The sequence below is a fragment of the Cellulophaga sp. F20128 genome, from assembly GCF_023015805.1.
In the GTDB taxonomy this organism is placed as follows: domain Bacteria; phylum Bacteroidota; class Bacteroidia; order Flavobacteriales; family Flavobacteriaceae; genus Cellulophaga.
The window spans coordinates 1-20,690 of the sequence record NZ_JALKBA010000008.1 but is presented as its reverse complement, the minus strand read 5'-3'; the positions used below and the strand labels follow the sequence as shown (position 1 = coordinate 20,690).

General features: G+C 35.6%; 18 protein-coding genes. 10 read left to right on the top strand and 8 right to left on the bottom strand.

What is annotated here, in order from left to right; all coding sequences use genetic code 11:
• Positions 1 to 82 precede the first annotated feature (82 nt).
• The 4 genes from MWU65_RS09485 to panC are packed head-to-tail and all read right to left on the bottom strand — an operon-like array spanning position 83 to position 3,430.
• Positions 83 to 1,222, bottom strand: a complete 1,140-nt coding sequence (locus MWU65_RS09485; RefSeq protein WP_247077316.1) for an alpha/beta hydrolase-fold protein — start codon at positions 1,220 to 1,222, stop codon at positions 83 to 85.
• A 27-nt stretch (positions 1,223 to 1,249) separates the two neighbouring features.
• Positions 1,250 to 2,215 (bottom strand): lysylphosphatidylglycerol synthase transmembrane domain-containing protein, encoded by a 966-nt coding sequence (locus MWU65_RS09480; protein ID WP_247077314.1) that lies wholly within the window; start codon positions 2,213 to 2,215, stop codon positions 1,250 to 1,252.
• A 2-nt stretch (positions 2,216 to 2,217) separates the two neighbouring features.
• Positions 2,218 to 2,568 (bottom strand): aspartate 1-decarboxylase, encoded by a 351-nt coding sequence (gene panD, locus MWU65_RS09475; RefSeq protein WP_247077312.1) that lies wholly within the window; start codon positions 2,566 to 2,568, stop codon positions 2,218 to 2,220.
• A gap of 13 nt (positions 2,569 to 2,581) precedes the next feature.
• The gene (gene panC, locus MWU65_RS09470) at positions 2,582 to 3,430 is read right to left on the bottom strand and encodes a pantoate--beta-alanine ligase (RefSeq protein ID WP_247077310.1); all 849 of its coding nucleotides are present in this window, start codon (positions 3,428 to 3,430) and stop codon (positions 2,582 to 2,584) included.
• Between the two features lie 103 nt (positions 3,431 to 3,533).
• Between panC and MWU65_RS09465 the strand changes: the two genes are divergently transcribed.
• From MWU65_RS09465 to MWU65_RS09435, 7 genes are all read left to right on the top strand, one after another.
• On the top strand, positions 3,534 to 4,343 hold the full coding sequence (locus MWU65_RS09465; RefSeq protein ID WP_247077308.1) for a glycogen/starch synthase: 810 nt from the start codon (positions 3,534 to 3,536) through the stop codon (positions 4,341 to 4,343).
• Between the two features lie 5 nt (positions 4,344 to 4,348).
• Positions 4,349 to 6,196, top strand: coding sequence for a DUF4270 family protein (locus tag MWU65_RS09460; RefSeq protein ID WP_247077306.1), 1,848 nt, complete (start codon positions 4,349 to 4,351; stop codon positions 6,194 to 6,196).
• Positions 6,197 to 6,321: 125 nt separating this feature from the next.
• Positions 6,322 to 8,169 (top strand): glutamine--fructose-6-phosphate transaminase (isomerizing), encoded by a 1,848-nt coding sequence (gene glmS / locus MWU65_RS09455; protein WP_247077304.1) that lies wholly within the window; start codon positions 6,322 to 6,324, stop codon positions 8,167 to 8,169.
• A 256-nt stretch (positions 8,170 to 8,425) separates the two neighbouring features.
• Positions 8,426 to 11,176, top strand: a complete 2,751-nt coding sequence (locus tag MWU65_RS09450) for a TonB-dependent receptor (RefSeq protein WP_247077302.1) — start codon at positions 8,426 to 8,428, stop codon at positions 11,174 to 11,176.
• Positions 11,177 to 11,286: 110 nt separating this feature from the next.
• Positions 11,287 to 12,864 (top strand): G-D-S-L family lipolytic protein, encoded by a 1,578-nt coding sequence (locus MWU65_RS09445; RefSeq protein ID WP_247077300.1) that lies wholly within the window; start codon positions 11,287 to 11,289, stop codon positions 12,862 to 12,864.
• 223 nt (positions 12,865 to 13,087) lie between these two features.
• Complete coding sequence (atpD, locus tag MWU65_RS09440) at positions 13,088 to 14,596, top strand: F0F1 ATP synthase subunit beta (RefSeq protein WP_247077297.1); 1,509 nt, start codon at positions 13,088 to 13,090, stop codon at positions 14,594 to 14,596.
• Between the two features lie 78 nt (positions 14,597 to 14,674).
• On the top strand, positions 14,675 to 14,953 hold the full coding sequence (locus MWU65_RS09435; protein WP_247077295.1) for a F0F1 ATP synthase subunit epsilon: 279 nt from the start codon (positions 14,675 to 14,677) through the stop codon (positions 14,951 to 14,953).
• Between the two features lie 75 nt (positions 14,954 to 15,028).
• Here MWU65_RS09435 and MWU65_RS09430 read toward each other — a convergent pair whose 3' ends face one another.
• From MWU65_RS09430 to MWU65_RS09415, 4 genes are read right to left on the bottom strand one after another with little or no spacing between them, the layout of a single operon-like run.
• The gene (locus tag MWU65_RS09430; RefSeq protein WP_247077293.1) at positions 15,029 to 16,141 is read right to left on the bottom strand and encodes a C1 family peptidase; all 1,113 of its coding nucleotides are present in this window, start codon (positions 16,139 to 16,141) and stop codon (positions 15,029 to 15,031) included.
• 37 nt (positions 16,142 to 16,178) lie between these two features.
• Positions 16,179 to 16,616 (bottom strand): ankyrin repeat domain-containing protein, encoded by a 438-nt coding sequence (locus tag MWU65_RS09425; protein ID WP_247077291.1) that lies wholly within the window; start codon positions 16,614 to 16,616, stop codon positions 16,179 to 16,181.
• Positions 16,617 to 16,642: 26 nt separating this feature from the next.
• Positions 16,643 to 16,855 carry a helix-turn-helix transcriptional regulator gene (locus tag MWU65_RS09420; RefSeq protein ID WP_247077289.1) on the bottom strand — a complete coding sequence of 71 codons (213 nt, stop codon included), beginning with the start codon at positions 16,853 to 16,855 and terminating at the stop codon, positions 16,643 to 16,645.
• Between the two features lie 2 nt (positions 16,856 to 16,857).
• Positions 16,858 to 17,430 carry a DUF2975 domain-containing protein gene (locus MWU65_RS09415; protein ID WP_247077287.1) on the bottom strand — a complete coding sequence of 191 codons (573 nt, stop codon included), beginning with the start codon at positions 17,428 to 17,430 and terminating at the stop codon, positions 16,858 to 16,860.
• A gap of 384 nt (positions 17,431 to 17,814) precedes the next feature.
• Here MWU65_RS09415 and MWU65_RS09410 point away from each other — a divergent pair, with 384 nt between their 5' ends.
• The 3 genes from MWU65_RS09410 to MWU65_RS09400 all read left to right on the top strand — a co-directional run bounded on the left by MWU65_RS09410 (position 17,815) and on the right by MWU65_RS09400 (position 20,523).
• The gene (locus tag MWU65_RS09410; protein ID WP_247077286.1) at positions 17,815 to 18,393 is read left to right on the top strand and encodes a hypothetical protein; all 579 of its coding nucleotides are present in this window, start codon (positions 17,815 to 17,817) and stop codon (positions 18,391 to 18,393) included.
• A gap of 4 nt (positions 18,394 to 18,397) precedes the next feature.
• Positions 18,398 to 19,834 carry a flotillin family protein gene (locus MWU65_RS09405; RefSeq protein ID WP_247077285.1) on the top strand — a complete coding sequence of 479 codons (1,437 nt, stop codon included), beginning with the start codon at positions 18,398 to 18,400 and terminating at the stop codon, positions 19,832 to 19,834.
• Between the two features lie 275 nt (positions 19,835 to 20,109).
• The gene (locus MWU65_RS09400) at positions 20,110 to 20,523 is read left to right on the top strand and encodes a DUF2007 domain-containing protein (RefSeq protein WP_247077284.1); all 414 of its coding nucleotides are present in this window, start codon (positions 20,110 to 20,112) and stop codon (positions 20,521 to 20,523) included.
• Positions 20,524 to 20,690: the final 167 nt, after the last annotated feature.

Genomic DNA, 20,690 nt, shown 5'->3' with positions numbered 1-20,690 from the left:
GGCCAAAGGTACTATAAAGTTTGAAAATTTAATTTTTTGTGAAGCACCATTTCAGATATGTTCTACAAAAAATTGAAATTATTTAATATCCAAAATCTGCTTTTAGGGCATCCATTTTTTCTAGCGCCATATCCTTGGTTAGGAAATCTATTTCGGCCATACCAAATGCTTTTTCAAAAGTTCGCAAAGCTTTTTTAGGTTCCCCTATTTCCTCTAAATACTCTCCTTCAAAATAGAAGCCCAGCATGGTTTCTGGAAATTCTTTTTTACATAAATCTGACAGTTCTTTTAGAGATTCTGGTTCTTCTTTCTTTTTAGAAGCAGCGTAAATGGCCATAATATCATTGAGGTCTACTTTTTTAGTAAAACCAAAGGTTTCTTCTATAAGAATGTATTTGTTTTTTAAATAATCAAAAACCGGTTCGTCTGATGTTATAATTTTTTGCTTGTATTCTTTGGGGCTGATGGGTTTAAATATTTCAAAAATATCTTCAAAAGCCTTGCCTAATCCGTAGGCCGCTATAGAGGTATGGTCCGTTTCATATTCGTCGTAATAATAATGAAAAGTTTCCTTATCTATTGCCGCTAGAGCAGTGTGTAATTGAGTAATTTGTTGTGTGCTGTTGCTTTTTTCTGTCTCCGTAATTAAATGATAGAAAATTTCTTTGTCTAATGCATTTATTCTTTCTGGGACTCTACTTTCCATTTCAGGAGCAAGTGTTGGAGAAATACTAATATAGGAGTTAAACAAAGGGTTTTCTTTAAATAAGAAGTAGTTTTCAAAATTAGCAGTTAGGTCATAACCTACAATCATTTTAAAGGGAGAAATGGTATAGGTAGTTTCTAATTTTGGAATAATTTCCATTCCAAGAAACTCAAAAAACAGTTTTGCTTTTTCTGTAGGCAATCCGTTTTCTGCATCAAAAGCACAGTCTTCATAGCGCAGTTGATTCTTACTTTGGTTTATTCCAACAACAATTGCAGGCGGCATTCCATTAAACCTATGGTAGAATTTGGCCTTGGCAACAACGGCATCAAATAAATAGTCCCCATCTAAAACCACTATTAGGGTATGCTGCTCTTCTTCGTCATAATCTACAGGAATATAGTAGCTAACATCTCTTCTTTCTTGAAGTTTAAAAGATTCAAAAATTTCTTCTTGTACTTGAGCAAAGGTGTTTAGCCCTAAAAACAGGGTAAAAGCTAGAATAAGATATTTCATTATTTTGGGGTATTGACTATTGAAAAATTATTTGTTTCCTTTCAATAACGGTAATACTAGAAAAGATATTGCACCAAAAACAACAACTAGTAGGGTTTGTGAAATCCACATAATCCACCCAAATGCATCGCCAGAAACGCTGCTAATGCCAAAAATGGCCAAGGCGCTACTTACAACAATTGGATATAGGCCTATTCCACCATTGGTTGCGGTCATAGCAAATGCTCCAAAAACAAAGGCTACTAATAACTGGCTAAGGGATAAATGTATGGTTTCGGGTACAGTATATTTTATTACCCAAAACATACCAACATAAACAGTCCAAATAACAATAGTATGAAAGATAAAGGCCCACTTATTCTTCATTCTAAAAATACTAGTGACCCCTTGTAATAAGCCGGTAACAAAGGTTTTTATTTTTAATAAAAATGGATGTGTGGATTTTTTGATAAAGTAAATAAATACAATTGCTAGTATGCCAAAAACACTTATAAGTAGTGCTATTTTACTAAGGTTAAAACCTTTGTTTGTAAAGAACTCTATAATGATATCTGTTTGCAAAAAGAAGGTGGTTACAACGATGAGCAGTAACATAATTAAGTCTACTACTCGTTCTGTTACGATAGTTCCAAACCCTTTTTCAAAAGGGACGTCTTCATAGGTTGTTAAGGCTGTGGCTCTAAGTATTTCTCCAGATCTAGGGATTCCTAAATTAGCAAAATAAGAGGTTAAAATAATGAGAATGTTGTTTGTTATTTTTGGTTTGTAGCCTAATGGTTCTAAAAGATAATTCCATCGGATTGCTCTAGATATGTGACTCAAAATTCCCATACCTAAAGAGATGCATACCCAAAATAAATCGGCCTCTTTAATATAATAGATTATCTGTTTTCTATCTTCAGCAGAGGTAGAATTATAAGAATACCAAACTAAAAATAAACCAATAGCAATTGGAAGTACTGTTTTTAGTGTTTTTTTTAAAGAACTAGTCAATGTTAGGTAAGCAGATTATTTTCTTCATTAGGAAAAACCAAAGCAGGGTTAAATGTTTTGGCTTTTTCAATATCCATACGTGCATAGGTAATTAATATAAGGATATCACCAACAGCTACTTTTCTAGAAGCCGCTCCGTTTAGTGTAATTTCTCCGCTTTTTCTTGGACCTGGAATGGCGTATGTTTCCAGTCGCTCTCCATTGTTGTTGTTTACAATTTGTACTTTTTCGCCTTGAATAATATTGGCTGCATCCATTAAATCCTCATCAATGGTGATGCTCCCAATATAATTTAGGTCTGCACCTGTAACTTTTACACGGTGTATTTTAGATTTTACAACTTCTATTTGCATAGGGCAAAGGTAATTAATTTAAAGAAATATTGTCAATTAGCCTAATGTCATCCGCATAAACGGCAATAAATGCTCTGTATTTCCTGTTTTTAGATTTTCTTTTAAATGGCTGTAGTTCGTTGGCTTCAGTGATGTTAAAATATTCTAATTGCAATAATTTGTTTTGTTGAAACTGATCGGTAACCCAGGCTGTAACTTGTACTGCACTTTTTGTGCCAAATTTTTGTTTGGCAGTTTTTAAGGTTTTGTAGATAAAAGCGGCTTCTATTCTTAGTTCAGGAGTTAGTCTTTCGTTTCTAGAACTCATGGCTAATCCGTTTTCTTCTCTAACTATGGGGCATCCTATTATGCGTACAGGAATATTTTTTAATTGAACGAGCTTTTTAATAATTTGTAGTTGTTGGTAATCTTTTTCACCAAAATAGGCGGTATTTGGTTGTGCAAGGGTAAGTAATTTTTCAACTATAGTTCCTACCCCATCAAAGTGTCCATCTCTAAAAGCACCTTCCATTACTTTTTCTAAGGATCCAAAATTATAACTACTAGATTTTATCGTGCCATTGTATATTTCTTCGGCAGAAGGGGCAAAAACAATAATTTCTTTAGAGACTTCCTTTTGTAATAATGCAACATCTGCAGCTAAAGTTTTAGGGTATTTTTCTAAGTCTTCTGGGTTGTTAAACTGTGTTGGGTTCACAAAAATGCTTACAATTGTATGTTTATTTTCTTTAAAAGCCTTTTTTACTAGTGAAATATGTCCCAAATGTAAGGCGCCCATTGTGGGTACCATACCTATGGTATCTCCTTTAGAAATGGCAGAAAAATGATTTTTTAAAGCGTCAGTTTTGTGAAATATTGGCATAAATTAAATTTAAAAGCTAGCAAACTTACTATAATTACTGCTAATCTCTATAATTTTTGTAATTTTGCACTCACGCTTTTTTGATTAATAAAATTCAGCTTCTATGAATGGTAAAAAGATATTGTTTGTATCTTCAGAATTAATGCCCTATCTCCCAGAGAATCAAGTTTCGCAAATGTCTTATGAAACACCACGTATGGTGAATAGTAAAGGAGGGCAAATTAGAATTTTTATGCCTCGTTACGGGAACATCAATGAAAGAAGGCATCAGTTGCACGAAGTTATCCGTTTGTCTGGTATGAACTTAGTAATTAATGATATGGATATGCCTTTAATTATAAAGGTGGCTTCAATACCAAAAGAACGTATTCAGGTTTATTTTATTGATAACGAAGAGTATTTTAAAAGAAAGGCAACCTTTACAGATGAAAATGGAGATTTATTTCCAGATAATGATGAAAGGGCTATTTTCTTTGCAAAAGGAGTAGTAGAAACTGTAAAAAAATTAAACTGGTCTCCAGATATAATTCATGTACACGGTTGGATGGCCTCATTAGTGCCTTTGTATCTAAAACAATTTTATGCTGATGAACCCTTGTTCGCAGACAGTAAAGTTGTAACTTCTGTTTACGGCAAAGGATTTGATAATGAGCTAGATAGCGGTATTATTAATAAGATAGGTTTTGATGAAATAGCTGAAGATAAGATAAGTTCTTTAGCAACGCCTAACTATAATAATTTGTTAAAAGTAGCGGTAGATTATTCAGATGCAGTTATTTTAGCCTCAGAAGAAGTTCCAGAAGAATTAGATGCATACATTGCCAACCTCAAAAAACCTGTGTTGTCTTACGTTCCTCTTCAAGAGTTTGAAGAAGCGTATACAAATTTTTACAGTAATGAAGTCTTAAAATAAGTTACATGAATTTTTATAAGAAATTAATTTTTTCTGCTGTAGCGGGAATTGTATTAATGACCACTTTTGTGGCCTGCGAGGATGAATTAGAAACAATAGGTAATGGCGTAATTTCAGGTCAACCCTTTTCAACCAATAAAGCAGAATTTAATGTTTATGCTTATAATAAAAAAATAGAGGCAGTACAGACTAATAATTTACCAATTTTTCAATTGGGAACATTTAATGACCCTGTTTACGGAAAAACCAATGCCTTTGTGAATACACAGATAAGATTAGCCAGCGGAGTTGGTAATCCTATATTTGGATTGTATGCACAGTCTACTGAAGATGGTGCAGATACAGATGAAAGTATTACAACGATACCAGAAAATGAAACCGTAACTAGTGTTTTGTTATACATTCCATACCTTGTAAAAGATGATCTATTACGAGACGCGGATAGTGATGGTGTTGACGATGAATTTGATTTGGATTCTTCAGACGCCAATAGTGATTCTGATGGCGACGGATTAACAGATATCCAAGAACAATCTTTTGGTACAGATCCTTTAAATGCGGATACTGACGGTGATGGTACTCTTGATAATGAAGATGTTGATACCGTGGCGAATACCTATCCAAAACAATACGATTTGGATAGTATTTATGGTAATAGAGTTGAGCCGTTTAATTTAAAAGTAGAGCGTTCTACTTATTTTTTAAGAGATCTAGATCCTGATTCAAACTTTGTAGACCGACAAGCGTATTATTCAAATCAAGAATTTTCACCAACTTTTGTTTCAGATGTTTTGTATGACGGAACCGTTACCATTTCAGATATGGAAACATTGATTTTTAAAGAAGATGATGCTGATACGGAAGATGTAGATGAGTCAGAAGAGGTAGCGACACGTCTTTTTCCAGGTGTAATGGCGAACCTTGATACCGCCTTTTTTCAGGAGAACTTTTTAGATAAAGAAGGGCAATCAGAATTGTTAAGTCAAACTAATTTTCAAGATTTTATTAGAGGAATTTACCTTTCAGCTTCAGGAAACTCAGAAGATATTATGTTGTTATTAGATTTTAATAATGCAAAAATTAGAGTCAATTACGAGTATGATAGAGTTAATACTAACAATACGGTAAGTGATACTTCAGACGATACTATAGAGCAGGCTAATTCTACCTATATTTTAGAGATTAATGCAAGTATTTCCAATGCGGTGAATATTTTCGTCAATGAAGACTATCCTGCAGAGATCCTGAATAAAATGAATACTGGTGAAAATACAGATAAAATTTATTTAAAAGGTGGTGCTGGTGCGTTTGCAGAGATTAAATTGTTTGATGAAGTAAACGGTAGAACTGCTATAAATCAAATTAAAGCAAATAATTGGATCGTTAACGAGGCTAATCTTGTTTTTTATGTAGATAGAAATTCATTAGATGCTGCGGGTGGTACAATTGAGCCGCCAAGATTATACCTGTATAATTCTGAAACCTATTCTCCGTTGTATTTTGTTCAATACGATCCTTCTATTGATGAGTCTGCCTTGGGTGTATTGCCTAATCACGGTGGTGTTTTAGAAGAAACGGCAGGAAAAGGATTAAAGTATACTATACGAATAACAGAATACCTAAATAATCTTATTATTCGAGATTCTACCAATGCTACTTTGGGATTATCTGTAACCTCTGATATTCGATTTGCGAATATTACAGGAGCAATGTTAAATGATGACCCTGAGGCTTTTTTACCTAGCTATTCAGTAATAAATCCATTGGGTACTATTTTGCACGGTAGTGATGTTACTCCAGAAAATGAAGATAAAAAGCTGAAACTAGAAATTTTCTATACAGAGACTAATTAATAGACTAATCACATACCACTTATAGTATTTTTACGTTATACAGCAGTAAATTGATACTTTTTTTGCACTTTCTGATTAAATTTGTGCATCATCAGTTTTTGTAATTGTTTAAATAACATAAAAATATGTGTGGAATAGTTGGTTATATAGGTCATAGAGAAGCTTATCCTATAATTATAAAAGGGTTAGAGCGTTTGGAGTATAGAGGATATGACAGTGCAGGTGTTGCATTATTTGATGGGAATCAAATAAACTTATCTAAAACGAAAGGGAAAGTCTCTGACCTTAAAAAGAAATCTACCGAAAACATATCAGTAAAAGGAAACCTTGGTATAGGTCACACTAGATGGGCTACACATGGGGTACCTAATGATGTAAATTCACATCCACACTACTCAAATTCTGGAGACTTAGTTATTATTCATAATGGAATTATTGAAAATTATGAATCAATTAAGACCGAGCTTATTAATAGGGGCTATACCTTTCAATCGGATACCGATACCGAGGTTTTAATAAATCTTATTGAGGAAGTTCAAAAAAAGGAACAGGTAAAACTCGGTAAAGCAGTTCAACTCGCCTTAAACGAAGTGGTAGGTGCTTATGCTATTGCTGTTTTTGATATTAAAAAACCAGACGAAATAGTTGTCGCAAAGTTAGGGAGTCCTTTAGCCATAGGTGTTGGTGAAGATGAATTTTTTATTGCCTCAGATGCATCTCCTTTTATTGAGTTTACAAATAATGCAATTTATTTAGAAGATGAAGAAATGGCTATTATTAGACTGGGCAAAGAAATAAAGTTGCGAAAAATAAAGAATGATGCAGTGGCATATCCTAATGTTTTGGAGTTGCAAATGAATCTTGAAGAAATAGAGAAAGGTGGTTATGATCACTTTATGTTGAAAGAAATATACGAGCAGCCAAGAGCAATTTTGGATACATATCGCGGTAGATTGTTAGCCGAAAAAGGGCTGATAAAAATGGCGGGTATAGACCAACATTTGGATAAATTTTTAAATGCCAATAGAATAATAATTGTGGCTTGTGGTACATCATGGCATGCGGGCTTGGTGGCCGAATATATTTTTGAAGATTTGGCGCGTATCCCAGTTGAAGTGGAATATGCTTCAGAATTTAGATATAGAAACCCAATTATTACAGACAAAGATGTTTTAATCGCAATTTCTCAATCGGGTGAAACTGCAGATACATTGGCAGCAATTAAGTTGGCAAAAGAAAACGGAGCTTTTGTCTTTGGAGTATGTAATGTGGTTGGTTCTACAATTGCAAGGGAAACACATGCTGGTGCATATACCCATGCCGGACCAGAAATAGGCGTTGCATCTACAAAAGCGTTTACCACTCAAATTACGGTACTTACCTTAATCGCGTTAAAGTTAGCGCAAGAAAAAGGAAGTATGTCAAAGGAAAAATTAGATGAATTCCTTACAGAATTAGAGTATATACCAACCAAGGTTGAGGTTGCCTTGAAATCTAATGATGCCATTGAAAAAATTGCAGCGGTATACAAAGACTCTCCCAACTGTTTGTATCTGGGTCGTGGTTATAATTTTCCAGTAGCCTTAGAGGGGGCCTTAAAATTAAAAGAGATTAGTTATATACACGCAGAGGGGTATCCAGCAGCAGAAATGAAACATGGGCCAATTGCATTAATAGATGAGCATATGCCCGTAATTGTAATCGCTACAAGTCGGGGGCACTATGAAAAAGTGGTAAGTAATATTCAAGAAATAAAATCTAGAAAAGGGAAAATTATTGCGATTGTAACAGCAGGTGATGAGCAGGTAAAAGCTTTGGCAGATTATGTTATTGAAGTTCCTGATACCTTAGAGGCTTTAACACCATTGTTAACAACAATACCCCTGCAGTTATTGTCTTATCATATTGCTTTAATGAGAGGGTGTAATGTAGATCAGCCAAGAAATTTAGCAAAATCAGTAACGGTAGAATAAATCACTATCCATAAAGAAATGCAAATAAGCCTAGAAATGAAAATTTCTGGGCTTATTTGTGTTTGCTAATGTAAGATTAGAACCACAAAGCTTGTTAATTTAAAGATATACCACATTAATTTTGCGGAATAGTGAAAATATAACACCTATTTATGTTAAAAAAATACTATGCACGCATAATTTATTTGGTTTTTCCTTGCTAAAATGAAAAATTAATATAACTTAACAACCTAAACTAATTTAATTTAAGACTAGAATGAGAAATTTAATTCTTTTTTCTTTCCTAATTTTTGGTGCTTTGGGTTTTTCGCAAACAACAATTAAAGGAAAGGTTGTTGATCAAGACGATCAGCCAGTACCGAGTGCCAACGTTGTAATTGTTGGTAAGGCAGAAGGTACAGTAGCAGACTTTGATGGTAATTTTGTTTTAACGACATCCGAAACACCACCGTTTAAACTAAAAATTACAAGCATTGGCTATGCAGATGCTATGGTAGATGTAACTACTAACAATCAAAACGTAACGGTAAAACTTGAGGAGACAACTAGTCTATTAGACGAGGTTGTTATTTCTGCTTCTAGAACTCCGGAGCGTGTTTTTGAATCCCCTGTAACCGTAGAGCGTTTTGGACTTAAAGAAATACAAAATACGGCATCTGCAGATTTTTATGGAGGGTTAGAAAACCTAAAAGGAGTAGATGTTAATACCAATAGTTTAACATTTAAATCGATAAACACACGTGGATTTGCAACTTTTGCAAATACGCGTTTTATGCAGTTAGTAGATGGGATGGACAACTCAACTCCAGCCTTAAATTTTCCTATAGGGAACTTGGTAGGTATGATAGAGACCGATGTGCTTAGTGTAGAGCTATTGCCAGGAGCCTCTTCGGCATTATACGGTGCAAACGCCTTTAATGGTGTTTTGTTTATGCGTAGTAAAAATCCATTTGATCATCAAGGAATAAGTACGTTTATTAAACGAGGAATTACTTCGCAAGAAGCAGCCGGAGATAATACGTATACCGATTTTGGTATTCGCGCAGCACATAAATTTTCTGATAATTTTGCGGCCAAGGTAAACTTTGGATATTTAAAAGGAACAGACTGGGCAGCAACTAGCGAAGTAGATAAAATTGACCCAACAAGAACTAGAACAAGTACCAATTATGATGGTATTAATGTATATGGAGATGAAGTATCTACAAACATTAGAGCTGCTTCGGGAATAGGAGCAATTCCTGATGTGGTGGTTAGTAGAACAGGATACAATGAGCGCGACTTAACCGACTATAATGCGGAAAGTGTAAAGGCAGATTGGGGCTTGTATTACCGACCAATCCTAGACAATAATTTGGAAATATCTTATGTTGGTAAGGTTGGAACAGGTTCTACAATTTACCAAGGTACAAACAGGTATAATATAGATAACTTCTTTCAAGAGCAGCATAAATTAGAGGTAAGAAATGATAACTTTTTTGTTCGGGGTTATGTTGTAGCTGATAAGGCGGGTGATTCCTATGATATGGTGTTTACAGGGATTAATATCAATAGAGCATGGAAAAGTGACGAACAATGGTTTGAGGAATATATTGCGACCTATGCTGGTATTGAGTTTTCAGGGAACCCACAAGGGTTAAGTGAACAGCAAAAACATGACACGGCCAGAGGTGTTGCTGATACGGGGCGTTTCTTACCAGGAAGTGCAGGGTATAATGCGGCTTTTAACCGAAGTATTAATGATCCAGATTTAACAACAGGGTCTAAATTTCAGGATGCTTCTAAATACTATCACGCAGATGCAAATTACAATTTTGAGCATTTAATTGATGTGGTAGATATTCAAGTAGGTGGATCGTACCGAAAGTACAATCTAAATTCTTCTGGAACCATTTATACTGATTATGATGCCCCAATTCAATACTCAGAATATGGTATTTATACGCAAGTTCAAAAGGAATTTGATTTAAACGAGCAAGCAAAATTAAAATTAACAGGGTCTGCACGGTATGATAAATCAGAATTCTTTGATGGATTTATATCCCCAAGATTATCAGCTGGGGTAACTCTAAATAGAAATCATAACGTAAGGGCGTCAGTGCAAACAGGCTTTAGAAATCCTACTACCCAAGATTTATTTATTGGATTAGATGCGGGTAGGGCAATTTTAGTAGGGTCTGCTCCTAGCAATTTGGATCGTTATTCTAGAACTTATGATGTCAACAATCCTTCTCAGCCAGATCAACTAACTCAAACAGGAGGTGCAGCTTATAGTAACTCCTATAGTGCGCAATCTGTAGAGAAGTATAAAATAACCAAGAATGCAGCCGATTTGGTTGTTTCTAATCCTGATATCGTAACGCCAGAGCAAGTAACTTCGGTAGAGGTTGGGTACAGGGGTAAAATAGATAAGTTAGTTGTAGACTTTAGCGCTTATTATAACTCTTATAAAGATTTTATATCTCAAGGGGTGGTAGATGCTCCTTTGTATGGCGTTGTAGGTGATGGAGGGTTGTCTATAGATGCAATTGATTTTGACGATGTTACTAGGTACAGTGCTTATACAAACTCAGATGCTGATGTTAATTCATATGGTGCTTCTATAGGGTTAACGGCAAAAGTATTGGGGGATTTTGATTTAAGTGGAAGTTATACGTTTACAAAGCAAGACTTTGATCAGGCTGCTAATCCAGATTTTCAAACCAACTTTAATACCCCGGAACATAAATTTAAAGCATCATTTGGAAATACGGAAGTATTTAAAAATTTCGGATTTAATGTAGCCTATAGGTATAGTGACGATTATTATTGGGAAGCTACTTTTGGAAGTGGTGTAGTTCCAGAATTTCATACCGTAGATGCACAGATTAACTACAAAATACCAAGTATCAAAACATCGTTAAAAGCAGGTGCAACTAATCTTTTAGGAGAAGAGTATTTTACCGCATTTGGAACAGGATATATTGGATCTATGTACTATGTTGGAATTACAATTAATAATCTATAATACCATGAAATGAGCCATAGCTGTGCTTAGAATGAACTAAGATAGTCCGTGGTGAATTACATCTGACTTATAAAAAATACTAAAAAATTAAACAGATGAAACTAAATATTATGAAAACTAAATATATATGGCTATTAGCAGGATTGATAGGATTTTCTGCATGTAGTGAGGAAGCTGATTTTCTTGAAGAAGAAGTAGTGGCAGTAGAATTGCCAGCCTTAACTGCAGGTTCAGCAGATTTTTCAAACTATGTGGCCTTAGGGGCTTCTTTTACTGCTGGCTTTACAGACGGTGCTTTATTTAAGGCTGCTCAGGAAAATTCATTCCCAAATTTACTGTCAAAAATGTTTGCCAATGCTTCGGGGGGTCCTTTTACACAACCTTTAATGGCAGACAATACGGGAGCAATGGCTGTGGGGTCTTCGGTTCTAGTGCCTTACCGATTAATTTTTAATGGTGAAGGACCGCAACGATTAGATGAGTTTTATACAGATTTGGGAGCTCCAGCGCCAACAATAACTACAGATCCAACAGTTAACCTGGGAAGCACTTTTAATAATGTAGGTGTTCCGGGAGCCAAGAGTTTTCATGTAACCTTTGCTGGTTACGGAACCCTAAACCCGTATTTTGGGCGTATGGCTACTTCTGCAGGAGCAACCATGTTAGGAGAGGCAGCTAAGCAGGACCCATCCTTTTTTACCTTATCTGAAATTGGGGGTAACGATGTATTAAGTTATGCTACTTCTGGTGGTATGGGAGTAGACCAAACAGGGAATCCAAATGCTGCTGAATATGGAACAAATGATATTACAGATCCTGGACTTTTTGGAGCTGTATTAACAGGAATTGTTGCGCAATTAACAGCAAACGGTGCAAAAGGGGTAATTACCAATGTACCCTATATTACAAGTCTACCTCATTTTACTCAGGTTCCTAATAATGCGTTGGTTTTAGATGCAGAAAAAGCAGCAAACCTTACTGGTTTTTATCAAGCCGTAGCAGGGATATTTACCCAGGCTTTAATTGGGCAAAGCGTACCGCCGGCAAGTGCACAAGCATTAGCTGCACAATATGCCATAACATTTAATGAAGGGCCAAATCGCTTTCTTATCGATGTTCCCGTTACTCCCTCTAACCCTTTAGGCTTTAGACAAATGACTGAAAATGAGTTGTTGCTGCTTACTATAGATCAAGATGCCTTAAAACAAGGATATGGATCGGCAATGATAACGCCAGAAGTACTTCAGGTTTTAGGAAAGCTCCAACAAAATATAGCTATTACTCCTGAAGAAGGCGGGCTTGTTTTAGGAGCAGTAAGTGGTATCGATGATCAAAATGCATTGGATAGTGATGAGCTTATGGCGATAAAAGACGCTACAGATGCTTACAATAGTACAATAGCTTCAGTAGCCTCCACAAATGGATTAGCCTTGGTAGATTTAAATGCGATATTGATTCAAGCCTCTACGACAGGTATTAAATTTGACAATTACACCTTAAACACCGCTTTGGTAAGAGGTGGCCTCGTGAGTTTAGATGGTATACATTTAACGGCTAGAGGATATGCTCTTATGGCAAATAAGTTTTTAGAGGCAATTGATGCAACCTACGGTTCTAACTTTATAGCCTCCGGAAATGTTACAAAGGCATACGACTATCAAATAAATTACGCAATATCCTTACAATAATAGGAAATAATGCTAGAGTTGTGATAGCAAAAGCGCCTTCGTTTCGAAGGCGCTTTTTTTATAATTTAAGAAAAGGTTTTAAGGAACTTAAAAAAACACAAAAAAGTAGTTTTTATTTAAAATTGAAAGGCCTATCTTTGCAGCCTGAAAATCATAAGGACTGTGTGTTACAGGCTTGTGTTTTACAAATAAGAATTTTTTTATAAAATAAATACTGATAGCAATGTCTAAAGTTACAGGTAAAGTTTCCCAAATTATTGGCCCAGTTATAGATGTGGAGTTTCAAGAAGGAGCAGAACTTCCAAAAATCTATGATTCGTTAGAAATTAAAAATGCAGATGGTTCTATTTTAGTTTTAGAAGTGCAATCACATATTGGTGAAAACACGGTGAGAACTATTTCTATGGATTCTTCAGATGGTTTAAGTCGTGGAGCTGAGGTTGAAGCAACAGGAAGCGCTATACAAATGCCAATTGGTGATGATGTTTACGGACGTTTGTTTAATGTAATTGGAGATGCTATTGACGGTCTTGGAAATTTACCTAAAGCAGGTAAAGATGGATTGCCAATTCACCGTGAAGCTCCAAAATTTGAAGATTTATCTACTTCTACAGAGGTATTATTTACAGGTATTAAAGTAATTGACCTTATTGAGCCTTATGCAAAAGGTGGTAAGATTGGTTTATTTGGTGGTGCTGGTGTAGGTAAGACCGTATTAATTCAAGAATTAATTAACAATATAGCCAAGGGGCACGGTGGACTTTCAGTTTTTGCTGGTGTAGGTGAGCGTACTCGTGAAGGGAACGATTTACTACGTGAAATGTTAGAATCGGGTATTATTAAATACGGTGATGATTTTATGCATTCTATGGAAGAAGGCGGATGGGATTTATCTAAAGTAGATAAATCAGTGATGAAAGAAAGTAAGGCTACTTTTGTTTTTGGACAAATGAATGAGCCACCTGGAGCACGTGCACGTGTTGCATTATCTGGTTTAACTATTGCAGAATATTTCCGTGATGGTGCTGGTGAAGGACAAGGGAAAGATGTACTTTTCTTCGTAGATAATATTTTCCGTTTTACACAAGCTGGTTCAGAGGTTTCTGCGCTTTTAGGTCGTATGCCTTCAGCAGTAGGATACCAACCAACATTAGCAACAGAAATGGGTGCAATGCAAGAGCGTATTACATCAACAAAAAGAGGTTCTATTACATCGGTACAGGCGGTTTACGTTCCTGCGGATGATTTAACAGATCCAGCTCCTGCAACAACCTTTGCTCACTTAGATGCAACAACAGTTTTGTCTCGTAAAATTGCTGAACTAGGTATTTACCCAGCGGTAGATCCTTTAGATTCTACTTCTAGAATCTTAGCTCCTGAAATTTTAGGGAAAGAGCATTATGGTTGTGCACAACGTGTAAAAGAATTGTTACAACGTTATAAAGAATTACAAGATATTATTGCAATTCTTGGTATGGAAGAATTATCTGAAGAAGATAAAATGGCAGTAGGTAGAGCAAGACGTGTACAACGTTTCTTATCTCAGCCTTTCCACGTAGCAGAGCAATTTACAGGTCTTAAAGGTGTTTTAGTTGACATTAAAGATACTATTAAAGGATTTAATATGATTATGGATGGTGAATTAGATCACTTACCAGAATCGGCATTTAACCTTAAAGGTACTATTGAAGAGGCTATAGAGGCAGGAGATAAAATGTTAGCGGAAGCGTAAACTAGTTCGTAGTCTTCAGGGCTCAGTCTTTAGTTTAAGACTGTCAACTGTCAACTGCCAACTGTAAACTAATAGATTATGTATTTAGAAATTGTATCCCCAGAAGCAACATTATTTGCTGGAGAAGTTGTCTCAGTAACGGTTCCTGGAATTAATGGTGAGTTTCAAATCTTATCAAATCACGCTCCAATTGTATCCTTATTACAAAATGGTAATGTTAGGATTCAAGGAAATGTGACAGTAGATGAAGCTTTTGAAAGTAAGTTTTCTAAGGGGAGTAATGGAGAAACTGTATTGGCCATTTCTAGTGGTACTATTGAGATGAAAGACAATAAAGTTATTGTCTTAGCAGATTAATTACAGACATATATAGAATTAAAAAACGCGAAGCCTTAGCTTCGCGTTTTTTGTTTTATCCAATTTTCTATACGTTTATATTTTGTTTGCAATTGTTTTTGGTAGGGCATCTTTATGGATCATAATACTTATGGCTTTAAGACGCATATACGCTTCGCTAAAAAACACATAGCCTCCATTGGCATTCCGGCTTTCATCGGTACCCCAACTATTCTTTACTTTATAATACGTTGTGCCGTTTTGGTCTTTTAACAGTCCGGTAATATGCTTAAGGTGGTCATCCGTGGTGGTAAAATTCTCAAACTCAGTCTGACGATACTCTTGGGTAATGATTTGTTCAGGATATACTCCTTCCAAAGCTTTTGTGTTATTATCTGAACTAGCAGGAATAACCGCAACACCATGCTTAGAGGAGAATGTACGTTCACTTACATCACAATCTAACTCTACCGTAAACCCGTTTTTTAAGGCGTTATCTAGCGTCTGCATCATTTCATCCAAAGGAACATTAAACATGCTTCCATTGCTCCAATTGTCAGGAATGTTTAATATAAAGGATTCGTAAAAAGGCGCATGAGTAAAAGAGGTTATGGTGGTATAATCTTCTGGGACAATCTTGGTCATTGCAAGAAAAGAAGTGGGCGTGTATTGCTTGCCATTATATGCAAAAGACATTGTATTTTCTCCTAAGTAAACATCCAATACCGCAGCGATTGCTTTGGTCCAATTGCTGCTTAATTTTCTTCCGGGGTTGGCGGCGTAGGTTTTAACCATAGCCTCTAATACAGCAACCATTTCTGCGTGGTTGTGAGATGTGCTTTCGCCTAGTAGGCCATTGTAAGCTTCTTGGGGAACTAACCCGTAATCCCGTACAGAATTGATCACATCATGCGCTAAGCCTCCTTCGCTAAATTGTGCTTTGCCTTGGCGCATAACAAAATTTTCAGCCTTTTTTGGATAGGTGTTCCGAACCGTATACATCTCTGATAGATCAATGTGTTTTCCACTAAGCCTTATAATTTCCGATTCTAAGAAGGAAGAGGTAGAAAAACTCCAACATGTTCCGGTGGCGCCCTGACTAATAACAGGGGTAGTTTCTAAATCTATTATTTCGGTAAATGTATAGGCTTTTTGAGCAGTAGTATATAACGTACTTAAGAAGGTTAAAAGAAAGAGAAGTTTGCGCATTTACTATGTTTTTTAGATTTCGTTAAGGGCTTCCATTTTATTGATCAAAGGATGTGAAATAATCCATTATTTCTTGCTGCTTATATTTTTTAGCATAGTCTAATGCAGATCTTCCCTTGCTGTTTCTGGCTCTTAATTTTACACCGGCTTTTATTAAAGCCTTGGCCATATCTAATCGGCCATACTTTGCCGTATACATAAGTGGGGTTTTGTCTCCACAGGCCTTTTCTATATTTGCCTTTTCTGCCAACAAGCTGGTAAAGCACCCTTTTGCATTTGTTTTAATTGCTAGTGCCAAGATTGTATATTCAAAAGTTTCAATTGTATGGCAATTGTTTATGTTTTCTGAATTGATTAACTTTTTTAAAGCAGTTGTGTTATCTGTTTTAAGCGCATTTTTTAGATCGTCGTTTATGGCTTGTGCTGTTGCAAAAGTTGTGATCATCAGAAAGGTAAAGAATAGGGATTTTTTCATTTTGGATGAGTTTTGATTGCTTAAAATTATTCATTTTCTTCCACATATTCTAATATATCCGATGGCTGACAGTCTAAGGCGTTACAAATTGCTTCCAAGGTAGAAAAACGAATGGCTTTGGCCTTACCCGATTTTAAAATGGATAGATTGGCGGTAGTGATGTTAATAATTTCTGCCAAGTCCTTACTTTTCATCTTGCGTTTAGCAAGCATTACATCTAAATTCACAACTATGGGCATAGTTATATTGTTAAATCGTTTTCTTTTCGCAGCATGTTGCCTTCTTTAAAAATTTCAGCCAAAATAAAAGCTAATAGCATAAGAATTAGTGGGGTAAATGATATTTGAAAACCACTTGTAGCTGTGTGTTGATAGGTAATAAAGGTAAAGCTTGATAATATAAAAATTATGAATGCATATTTTCCTATGCGTCGAAAAGAATTTACATTGTTTAATTGAAACGTTTTGAGGTGTTTTACGGACTCAATGACCTTTTGAAATTCTTTAAGTGATAAGAAATAGAAAAGCAGTACCGCGGTAAACTTAATATAGTTAATATAGAGTGAGGCTGTTGTTATTTGCTGAATAGAGCTTGACTTTTTATCGCCTTCAGAGTTTTGTGTAAATAATGTTTCGGAACTGCTGATATTAAAGCCACTAGGTTCATTGAATTTTATCTCCATATCCTTATAGAAATCTTTATTTATTTGAAAATGAATAAAGAATAGGGTTGAGATTGTAAAAATAAAAATCCATAGTATTCTAAGGCCTTTGCATGCAAGTATGGCAATGTTCAGTAGTTTGTTTTTGGTCATAAGTGATGAATATTATTGTTATTCGATAACAAATATATAAAAATTATTGAAAAACAATAATAAGATATTGAAAAAGAAATAGTTTTTATTTGTTTTTACTATTGTAAATGACAACTTCCTTTTTTGTTTTATGCAAATCGAACCAAAAATAGCTTTCCCTTAATTTTTTTGTAACAAAGTCACTACTATAACTACCAATAAGTAGAAAATAGAATATTCTTTTATTTGTTTTGACGAAAATGAAGCGCCTATTTTATAACTGAAATAGTTTTAAGAAAGTGAATGAATAGCGCTTTTTACCTAGTGGATTTTCACTATCTTTCAAATTCAATAATTAACAAGTTAGAGGACATAAGCCCTCTATAAGGATTTAAATTTATTTTTATGGAAGAGTGGTATGTCGGATTAGAATTATTTCCAAAAATTTATTGGAGCATCGCCTTAATTGGTTCAGTTGTGCTTATTGTTTTTTTAGTGTTGACGTTAATTGGGGGAGATGCGGATGATTTGGGAGGTGATGTTGATGCCGAAATTGAAGGAGATGCTGGAGTTGGATTTCAATTTTTGTCCATAAAGAATTTGTCGGGTTTCTTGGCTATTTTTGGATGGACAGGTATTGCTTGTATTGAGGCAGGGCTGTCCAACATACTCACGATATTTATTTCGATAGTGTGTGGACTCCTAATGATGATTGCAATGGCAGCATTATTTTACTACCTCAGTAAATTGCAGAGTAGCGGTACCTTAAAATTAAAAAATGCATTAAATCAGGTTGGTGAGGTGTATTTAACCATTGGAGCAAATAGGTCTTCCATTGGTAAGGTAAGCGTTAACGTACAAGGTTCTTTGCGAGAATTAGATGCGCTTACTGATGAAGCCAAAGACCTAACACAGGGTAATGTTGTTAAAGTAAAAGAGATAACCGATAACGGAATATTAATAGTTGAATTTCTAAATAAATAAACATATGATTTTAGTACCCTTACAATTGGGCGGTAATGCTGGCTTAATAGCAATCGCCGTAGCCATTTTATTCTTTTTTATAATTATCATTTCCTTTATACGGAGGTACAAACGCTGTCCGTCAGATAGAATTTTAGTGGTGTATGGTAAGGTGGGTACTGGTAATTCAGCAAGGTGTATTCATGGTGGTGCAGCTTTTATTTGGCCTGTAATTCAAGATTATGAGTTTTTGGATTTAACTCCTATTTCTATAGAGGTAAATTTAAAAAATGCATTGAGTAAGCAGAATATTCGTGTAAACGTACCTTCTCGTTTTACCATTGGTGTTTCAACAGAGCCAGGAATTATGCAAAATGCTGCAGAGCGTTTGTTAGGGCTTGGGCAGCAAGAAATTCAAGATCTGGCTATGGAAATCATTTTTGGTCAGTTACGTTTGGTTGTAGCATCTATGGATATTGAAGAGATCAACAATGACCGTGACAAGTTTTTAACGAACATATCTAATAGTGTCGAGAGCGAACTTAAAAAAGTAGGTCTTAAGTTAATCAACGTAAACATTACGGATATTGTTGATGAATCTGGATATATTGAGGCATTGGGTAAGGAGGCAGCAGCCCACGCCATTAATGCGGCCCGTAAATCTGTTGCAGAGAAAAATAGGGATGGTTCCATTGGTGAGGCAAATGCAGTTCAAGATGAGCGTACACAAGTAGCGGCAGCCAATGCAAAGGCAGTAGAAGGAGAAAATATTGCCAAAATTAATGTGGCGAATTCAGATTCGTTACGTCGCCAGAGAGAGGCAGAAGCAGAACGTACAGCAATAGCATCAGAAAAGGTACAAACAGCAAAGGCATTGGAAGAGTCCTATGCGGCAGAGCAATTGGCTGAATTGGCTAGGGCAGAACGGGTACGTAGCTCACAAATGGCAGATATTGTGGTTCCTGCAGAAATAGATAAGAAAAAAGTAGAGATAGATGCAGAAGCTGATGCAGAAAGAACTAGACGTATTGCAAAAGGGGAAGCAGATGCCATATTGTTTAAAGCACAAGCAGAAGCTCAGGGGATTTTGGAGGTATTAACAAAACAAGCCAAAGGTTTGGATGAGATCGTAAAAGCTGCGGGGAACAACCCTAAAGATGCCGTATTATTACTGATAGCAGACAAATTGCCAGAATTGGTAAGAACACAGGCCGAAGCCATTAAAAATATTAAGATAGACAAGGTTACCGTTTGGGATTCAGGAGCAAAATCTGCAGATGGCAAAGGTTCTACGGCAAACTTTATCTCTGGGATGTATAAATCGGTACCACCATTACAAGAAATGTTTAATATGGCAGGTATGCAATTGCCAGAGTATTTAAAGGGCAAAGATTTAGAAGCGGAAGAGGTAAAAGCAGAAGTTGCAAAAAACCAGTCTAAGGAAGACAACTTAGAAGGTTAAATAAGTTATTTGTTTTTAAACCAGCTTGCTTACAATTAGTGTAAGCAAGCTGGTTTTTAGGTTTATAAAACGAACAACTAAGGAAGAATATTCATATTCATCTTTTGAGGGATGTAATTCCAACAATCAATAAAAAGGATATCTTTGAAGCCTTATATGGAGGGATACACCATAGCGGAAGTTAGGAGAATAAAGAAGGCAGATTTTGCTTACATTCGTATAAACCCTCAAAACAACAACAACCATAGTAAGGTTATTTGCTAAAATTATAAACCATGAGTGACACGTTTAAAACCATCGCAAAATTTCAATATTCAGCAGAGGCTCTAATTGTTAAGGGCCGATTGGAGGCAGAAGGAGTACAAGTTTTTTTAACTGATAACCATACCATAGACACTGATCCATTGGTGAGTAATGCTATAGGAGGAGTAAAACTAAAGGTGCTATCGGAAGATGTAGAAAAGTCGCAAGGAATTTTAGATTCTATTCAGAAGTATTCCGTTGATGACGAAGGTCAAGCGCTACATTGCCCATACTGCAATAGTGAAAAAATAGAATTGTATTCTAAGATGAGTGGTGTTAAGGCCTTCTTTTGGGTGATTCTGGGGTTTCTTGCTAGTATTCTTCCTTTGGGAATTAAACACAAATATATTTGTGAAGACTGCAAAACAGAATTTGCTGTAAAATAAAGCAAATTTTTAGTATTGGTATCTCTAGGGAAACCGTACCTAGTGGTTGATTGTAGTATGATTCTTAAAAACCGTCACCCTGAATTTATTTCAGGGTCACATAATTATTTTTATGCAAACTAGTTTGTTTACAACTAACATGTTAGGACAGAGTTAAAGTGTTTAGG